Source organism: Mitsuaria sp. WAJ17, from assembly GCF_014174515.1.
Taxonomy (GTDB): Bacteria; Pseudomonadota; Gammaproteobacteria; order Burkholderiales; family Burkholderiaceae_C; genus Roseateles_B.
This window is the reverse complement of record NZ_JACJUG010000084.1, coordinates 1-1,568: the sequence shown is the minus strand read 5'-3', so window position 1 is coordinate 1,568 and position 1,568 is coordinate 1. Positions and strand designations below refer to the sequence as shown.

Sequence of the window (1,568 nt, the reverse complement as noted above, 5' to 3'; positions counted from 1 at the left end):
CGAGGAGCGCACCAACTACCCGCTGCTGCTGAACATCGACGACTACGAGCAAGGCGGTCTGGCCCTGACCGTGCAGCTGCGCGAGCCTCACAGCGCCCAGGCATTGTGCGAGGCGATGGAGCAAGCGCTGAGTCAGCTGCACGAAGCGCTGTCGACCTCGCCGCAGACCGCCCTGACGGCGCTGGACTTGAGCACCCCGGGCGAGCGTGCGCTGCTGGCGTCCTGGAACGACACGAAGATCACTGGCGCCCCTGCGCTATGCCTGCATGAGTTGGTGCAGGCACAGGTGCGGCGCAGCCCGACAGCGCTGGCCGTGCGCCACCCCGGTGGCGAGGATCTGGATTACGCCACGCTGAACGCGCGGGCCAATCAACTGGCCCGGACCTTGCGATCCCTGGGCGTGGGCCCCGACCAGCGGGTGGGCCTGTGCCTGCGCCGCAGCGAACGCATGGTGGTGGCGGTGCTGGCGGTGCTCAAGGCCGGAGGGGCCTATGTGCCGCTGGACCCCAACTACCCGGTCGATCGCCTGGCCTTGATCTTGCAGGACGCGCAGCCGCTCGTGATTCTCAGCGACGGGACGCTGGGGGAGGCGCTGGAATCGCTGCTGGCAAGCACCCAAGTGCCGCGGCTGGACCTGCAAGGCGATGCCGCGAAGTGGTCGATTGAATCGACACAGGACCTGCAGGCCGCGGAGGTCGAGCTGCAACCGACACACCTGGCCTATGTGTTGTACACCTCGGGCTCGACCGGGGTGCCCAAGGGCGTGGCGATCGAGCACCGCCAGGCGGTGAACTTCATCAGCTGGGCTGGCGAGTCCTTCAGTGCCGGGGAGCTGCAGTCCACGTTGTGGGCGACCTCGCTGAACTTTGACCTCTCGGTGTTTGAGTGCTTTGCGCCGCTGAACTGCGGGGGCGCGTGCCTGGTGGTGGAGAACGCCCTGGCCTTGGCGGGCTCTGGCTTGGAGCCGACGCTGATCAACACGGTGCCCTCGGCGCTGGCCTCGCTGCTGGATGTGCAGGGAGTACCTGCGAGTGTGCGGACCATCAACCTGGCGGGGGAGCCGCTGAAGAAGGCCTTGGCCGAGCGTGCGTTCGCTCAGACCCAGGCGGAGCGCGTGTGCAATCTGTACGGTCCGACGGAGACGACCACCTATTCCACCTGGGTGGCGATGGCCCGCGCGGAAGGGTTCAAGAGCGACATCGGTCGCGGCGTGGGCAACACGTGGCTGTACGTGCTGGACACCCACCGACGCCTGGTGCCGCCGGGCGTGGTGGGGGAGCTGTACATCGGGGGCGCCGGGGTGGCGCGAGGCTACCTGGGCAGGCCGGACCTGACGCAGGAGCGCTTCCTGGCCGATCCCTTCGTGAAGGACGGGGCAGGGCGGATGTATCGCACCGGCGACCTGGTGCGCTGGCGCGAGGACGGGGTGCTGGAGTATGTGGGCCGCAACGACGCGCAGGTGAAGCTGCGCGGCTACCGCATCGAGCTGGGCGAGATCGAGGCCCGCTTGCTGGCACAGCCCGGCGTGCGCGAGGCGGTGGTGCTGGCCCGCGAAGACGAGCCGGGGC

The 1,568-nt window shown here is 68.8% G+C and carries 1 protein-coding gene; it reads left to right on the top strand.

What is annotated here, in order from left to right; translation table 11 throughout:
• A partial coding sequence (locus tag H5407_RS23455) for an amino acid adenylation domain-containing protein (protein ID WP_183106901.1) occupies positions 1-1,568 on the top strand: 1,568 nt, incomplete at both ends.